The sequence below is a fragment of the Leucobacter soli genome (assembly GCF_042659205.1).
In the GTDB taxonomy this organism is placed as follows: domain Bacteria; phylum Actinomycetota; class Actinomycetes; order Actinomycetales; family Microbacteriaceae; genus Leucobacter; species Leucobacter soli.
This window is the reverse complement of the sequence record NZ_JBHSRW010000163.1, coordinates 1-5223: the sequence shown is the minus strand read 5'-3', so window position 1 is coordinate 5223 and position 5223 is coordinate 1. Positions and strand designations below refer to the sequence as shown.

Annotated in this window: 5 protein-coding genes; 3 read left to right on the top strand and 2 right to left on the bottom strand. The window is 69.7% G+C overall.

Features of this window, described 5'->3' with window-relative positions; all coding sequences use genetic code 11:
• The first annotated feature begins 270 nt into the window (after positions 1 to 270).
• Positions 271 to 708, top strand: a complete 438-nt coding sequence (locus ACFPZL_RS09705) for a VOC family protein (RefSeq protein WP_218114460.1) — start codon at positions 271 to 273, stop codon at positions 706 to 708.
• 106 nt (positions 709 to 814) lie between these two features.
• Here ACFPZL_RS09705 and ychF read toward each other — a convergent pair whose 3' ends face one another.
• Entirely contained in the window at positions 815 to 1888 is a 1074-nt protein-coding gene (gene ychF, locus ACFPZL_RS09700; protein WP_218114459.1) for a redox-regulated ATPase YchF, read from the bottom strand.
• Positions 1889 to 2225: 337 nt separating this feature from the next.
• Here ychF and ACFPZL_RS09695 point away from each other — a divergent pair, with 337 nt between their 5' ends.
• Entirely contained in the window at positions 2226 to 2810 is a 585-nt protein-coding gene (locus ACFPZL_RS09695) for an exonuclease domain-containing protein (protein WP_218114458.1), read from the top strand.
• Between the two features lie 125 nt (positions 2811 to 2935).
• Here ACFPZL_RS09695 and glpX read toward each other — a convergent pair whose 3' ends face one another.
• Complete coding sequence (gene glpX, locus ACFPZL_RS09690; RefSeq protein WP_218114457.1) at positions 2936 to 3919, bottom strand: class II fructose-bisphosphatase; 984 nt, start codon at positions 3917 to 3919, stop codon at positions 2936 to 2938.
• 75 nt (positions 3920 to 3994) lie between these two features.
• On the opposite strand from glpX, the gene fbaA reads away from it, so the two are divergent.
• The gene (fbaA, locus tag ACFPZL_RS09685) at positions 3995 to 5026 is read left to right on the top strand and encodes a class II fructose-bisphosphate aldolase (protein WP_218114456.1); all 1032 of its coding nucleotides are present in this window, start codon (positions 3995 to 3997) and stop codon (positions 5024 to 5026) included.
• The last annotated feature ends 197 nt before the right edge of the window (positions 5027 to 5223 follow it).

Sequence of the window (5223 nt, the reverse complement as noted above, 5' to 3'; positions counted from 1 at the left end):
GCGAGCCCGGCGTAGAGCAGGATCGAGAGCCCGCTGCCGACGCGCAGACCGGTGGGGAGCACGCGGTGCCGGCCGCCCCAGGCGAATCTGCCGGCCGGCGCACCGAACGCCAGCGCGAGCTGGAACACGGCGAGGGCACCGAGGATCGTGGTGGCGCAGAGTGCTGCGACGACGTTCATGCGCTCAGTCAATCAGATCCCGGCGGAGGCGGCGCGGCCCTGCCCGGGCCGATCACGCGCGCAGCGCGGCGCACCTCTCTAGAATGACCGCATGGCGGTCAGGATGGACAACGTCGGCATCGTCGTCGAGGATCTCGGAGCGGCGATCGAGTTCTTCCGCGAGCTCGGGCTCGAGCTCGAAGGACGTTCCGCGGTCGAGGGCGAATGGGCGGGACGCGTGACCGGTCTCGGCGATCAGCGCGTCGAGATCGCGATGATGCGCACGCCCGACGGGTACGGGCGGCTCGAGCTGTCGCGCTTCCTCGAGCCGGCGGTCGTCGCCGACCACCGGCAGGCGCCGGTGAACGCCCTGGGGTACCTGCGCGTGATGTTCGCGGTGGACGACCTCGACGAGACGCTCGATCGCCTCCGTGCGCACGGCGCCGAGATCGTCGGCGGCGAGGTGGTGCGGTACGAGGACGCGTACCGGTTCTGCTACGTCCGCGGGCCCGAGGGGATCCTCATCGGGCTCGCCGAGGAGCTCGCCTGAGGCCGGAGGCTCACGCCCGCCTCAGCGATGGTCCACGATCTGCACGTCTTCGATCGGCGAACGATCCGACCGCAAGCCGCGTGCGCAACGGAATGCGTCGATGGCGCTAGACGTTGAACCGCCACTCGCAGACGTCGCCGTCCTGCATCACGTAGTCCTTGCCCTCCATGCGGGCCTTGCCCTTCGCGCGGGCCTCTGCGACCGAGCCGCACTCGACCAGGTCGGCGAACGAGATGATCTCGCCCTTGATGAAGCCCTTTTCGAAGTCGGTATGGATCACACCGGCGGCCTGCGGCGCGGTCGAGCCCTTCTTGATCGTCCACGCGCGGGCCTCCTTGGGGCCGGCGGTGAGGTAGGTCTGCAGGCCGAGCGTGTCGAAGCCGATCCGGGCGAGCTGATCCAGCCCGCTCTCCTCCTGGCCGATGGACTCGAGCAGCTCCTTCGCGTCGGCAGGATCGAGTTCGATGAGCTCGCTCTCGATCTTGGCGTCGAGGAAGATCGCCTTCGCCGGCGCAACGAGCGCCGAGAGCTCGTCGAGCTTCGCGCGATCCTGCAGCACCGCCTCGTCGACGTTGAAGACGTAGAGGAAGGGCTTCGCGGTGAGCAGCCCCAGTTCCTTGATCGGCTCGAGGTCGATACCCGCGTGCGAGAGCACCTTGCCCTCGTCGAGCGAGGCCCGAGCGGCCTTCGCGGTCTCGACGACGGAGGCGTCGATCTTGCGGTTCTTCAGTTCCTTCTCGAAGCGCACGAGCGCCTTGTCGAGGGTCTGCATGTCGGCGATGATCAGCTCGGTGTTGATCGTCTCCATGTCGCTCGCGGGGTTCACCGCGCCGTCGACATGCACCACATCGGGGTCGCTGAACCCGCGCACCACCTGCGCGATCGCGTCGGCCTCGCGGATGTTCGCGAGGAACTGGTTGCCCAGTCCCTCACCCTCGCTGGCGCCGCGCACGATGCCGGCGATGTCGACGAAGCTCACCGGGGCGGGCAGGATCCGCTCGCTCCCGAAGATCTCGGCGAGCGCGTCGAGCCGAGCGTCGGGCAGGTTCACCACGCCCACGTTCGGCTCGATGGTGGCGAACGGGTAGTTCGCCGCCAGCGCGTCGTTCTGGGTGAGCGCGTTGAAGAGGGTCGACTTGCCGACGTTCGGCAGCCCCACGATTCCGATAGTCAAAGCCACGAGGGTCAAGTCTACTGGCCGGATCGGGCTGATCGGGCGCTCGGCGGCCCTCGGCCGGACCGAGCGGATGCAGGATCGCACCGATCTGCAGAATCGCACAGGGTTGCAGAGTATTGCGTGTGCGATCCTGCAGATCGGTGCGGTTCTGCTTCGAGCGGACGGCTGAAGCGCTGGCGGGCCGGCCGGCGCGCACGCCCCGGCCGAGACAGCGCCGGCGAGACGGGATTGTCGAGACGGGGCAGTCGAGGCAGCGCCAGCGAGACAGTGCCAGCGAGACAGTGCCGGCGCGACGATGCCGTGTGGATGCCGTGTCGGTGGCGTGTGCCAAGGTAGATGCGTGCCAGTGGACTTCACCGCGATCGACTTCGAGACCGCCAACAGCCATCCTTCGTCGGCGTGCGCGGTGGGACTCGTCAAGGTCCGCGACGGGGTCGTCGTGGAACGCGACGACTGGCTGATCCGCCCGCCGGCCGCGCATGCCGAGTTCCTGCCGTTCAACATCAAGATCCACGGGATCACGCCCGAGATGGTCGCCGAGGCTGACGACTGGGCGGGGCAGCTCGACCGGCTGCGCGAGTTCATCGGACGCGACGTTGCGATCGCGCACAACGCCGGCTTCGACATGGGCGTGATCCGCGCCGCCTGCGCCGAGACCATCACCCCGACGCCGAAGCTGCGCTACCTCTGCAGTGTGCAGGTCTCGCGCAAGACGTACGACATCCCATCGCACCGCCTCCCGCTCTCGGCGGCGGCGGCGGGTTTCGGCGAGTTCGCGCACCACGAGGCGCTCGCCGACGCCGAGGCCTGCGCGGCGATCATCGTCGACGCCGCGCGCCGGCACCGGGCGGCGGATCTCCCAGCGCTCGCCCGGGCGACCGGTCTGCGACTGCAGCGCCTCACCGCGATCCCGCTCAAGCTGTAGCTCAGTCGTTTCGGCCCGGCCTTCGGACTCGTCGGCTCGATCCACCGGCCCGTGGAAACGGGCTCGTGGAGACGGCCTTCAGAGCTCGGCGCAGGCCCGCCGGCAGCCCGGCAGCGGCAGCGGCCTCAGTCCCAGCGCTGCGGACGCTGGTCGGTGATGACGCGCCGGATCGTGCCCGAATAGGCGCGCATGACGACGCTCTCCGAACGCAGGAACGGACCGCGCCGCTGCACGCCGTCGAGGAAGTCGGCCGAGGTGATGCCGGTCGCGACGAAGTACGCGTTGTCACTCGCGACGAGGTCGTTCGCGTGCAGCACCCGGTCGAGGTCGTGCCCGGCGGCGAGCGCCTGCTCGCGCTCCTCGTCGTCCTTCGGCCACAACTTGCCCTGGATCACACCGCCGAGCGCCTTCACCGCGCAGGCGGTGATGATGCCCTCGGGGGTTCCGCCGACGCCGACGGCGAGATCCACCCGCGAATCCCACTGCGCCGCGTTCACACCGGCGGCGACGTCGCCGTCCATGATCAGGCGCGTCCCGGCGCCCGCATCGCGGATGTCGGCGATCAGCTGGTCGTGTCGGGGGCGATCCAGCACGGCGACCCGGATGTCGCTGACGTCGACGCGCTTGGCCCGGGCGAGCGCGCGGATGTTCTCGCCGATCGGGCGCTCGATGTCGACGATGCCCACGCCCTCAGGGCCGCAGACCAGCTTGTCCATGTAGAAGACGGCCGACGGGTCGTACATGCTGCCGCGGTCGGCGACCGCGATGACCGAGAGCGCGCCGGGGCGGCCCTCCGCGGTCAGACGGGTGCCGTCGATGGGATCGACGGCGACGTCGCATTCGGCGCCCTCGCCGTTGCCGACCTGCTCGCCGTTGTAGAGCCAGGGCGCGTCGTCCTTCTCGCCCTCGCCGATCACCACGGTGCCCCGCATCGCGACAGTGGAGAGGAAGCGGCGCATCGCGTCGACGGCCGCCCCGTCGGCAGCGTTCTTGTCGCCGCGACCGACCCATGGCGTGGCCCGGATCGCCGCCGCCTCGGTCGCGCGCACGAGCTCCATCGCGAGGTTGCGGTCGGGCTGCCAGTCGCCGAGGGTGTGGGATGCGTTCATGCCTGCAAGCCTACCGCTCAGCGGCACGGCCTAGACTTATGGACGATCCGGTATCCCTCATCGAATGGAGCCTTCATGCCCGTCGCCACCCCCGACCAGTACGCCGCCATGATCGACGCCGCCAAGTCGGGCGGCTACGCCTTCCCCGCCATCAACGTCTCGAGCTCGCAGACGCTGACCGCGGCGATCCGGGGATTCGCGGAGGCCGGCAGCGACGGGATCCTGCAGGTGAGCTTCGGCGGCGCCGACTACCTGGCCGGGAGCACCGTGACGAACCGCGCCGGCGGCGCGATCGCCTTCGCGAAGTTCGCCGAGGAGGTCGCGAAGGCCTACGACGTAACGGTCGCGCTGCACACCGACCACTGCCCGAAGGAGCATCTCGACAGCTTCGTGCTGCCCCTGCTCGCCGCGAGCGAGGAGCGCGTCGCAGGCGGCGGGCTGCCCTACTTCCAGTCGCACATGTGGGACGGTTCGGCCGTGCCGCTCGCCGAGAACCTCGAGATCGCGAAGGATCTGCTGCCGCGCATGGCCGCCATCGGCGTGATCCTCGAGGTCGAGATCGGGGTCGTCGGCGGCGAGGAGGACGGCATCGCGCACGAGGTCACCAACGACCAGCTCTACACCACCCTCGACGATGCCGTCGCGACGGTCGAGGCGCTAGGATTCGGCGAACGCGGCCGGTACCTCACAGCGCTCACCTTCGGCAACGTGCACGGCGTCTACAAGCCGGGCGGCGTCAAGCTGCGGCCCGAGTTGCTGGCCGAGATCCAGGCGGGTCTCGCCGAGCGGTACGGCACGGGTGAGAAGCCCCTGGATCTCGTCTTCCACGGCGGATCGGGATCCTCCTCGGAGGAGATCGCCGAGGCCGTGCGCAACGGCGTGATCAAGATGAACATCGACACTGACACGCAGTACGCGTTCACCCGGCCGGCGGCGGACTTCATCCTGAAAAACTACGACGGCGTGCTCAAGATCGACGGCGAGGTCGGCAACAAGAAGCAGTACGATCCGCGCGCCTGGGGCCGGGCCGCAGAGGCAGGTATGGCCGCGCGCGTGGTCGAGGCCGCCCAGCAGCTCGGTTCTGCAGGGAACTCGGTGAGCGCCTGATGCCGGATCGGCAGGACGGCACCGCGGAGCAGGCGACACCGACTGCTCCGACGGATCAACCGGCGCAGGCCCCTCAGACCGCCCCGACCGCGCGGCAGGCTCCTCAGTACGGGGAGTACGCGCCCGAGGGCTGGTCGTGGACGCCGCCGGACAGCGACCCGAAGCCGGCCGCGGGGCAACCGCGGGCCGCGACCGCT

What these genes read in the sequence shown, in the direction of transcription:
- glpX (WP_218114457.1), bottom strand. Translation starts at nt 3,919, where the DNA reads ATGAACGCATCCCACACCCTCGGCGACTGGCAGCCCGACCGCAACCTC.
- ACFPZL_RS09705 (WP_218114460.1), top strand. Translation starts at nt 271, where the DNA reads ATGGCGGTCAGGATGGACAACGTCGGCATCGTCGTCGAGGATCTCGGA.
- fbaA (WP_218114456.1), top strand. Translation starts at nt 3,995, where the DNA reads ATGCCCGTCGCCACCCCCGACCAGTACGCCGCCATGATCGACGCCGCC.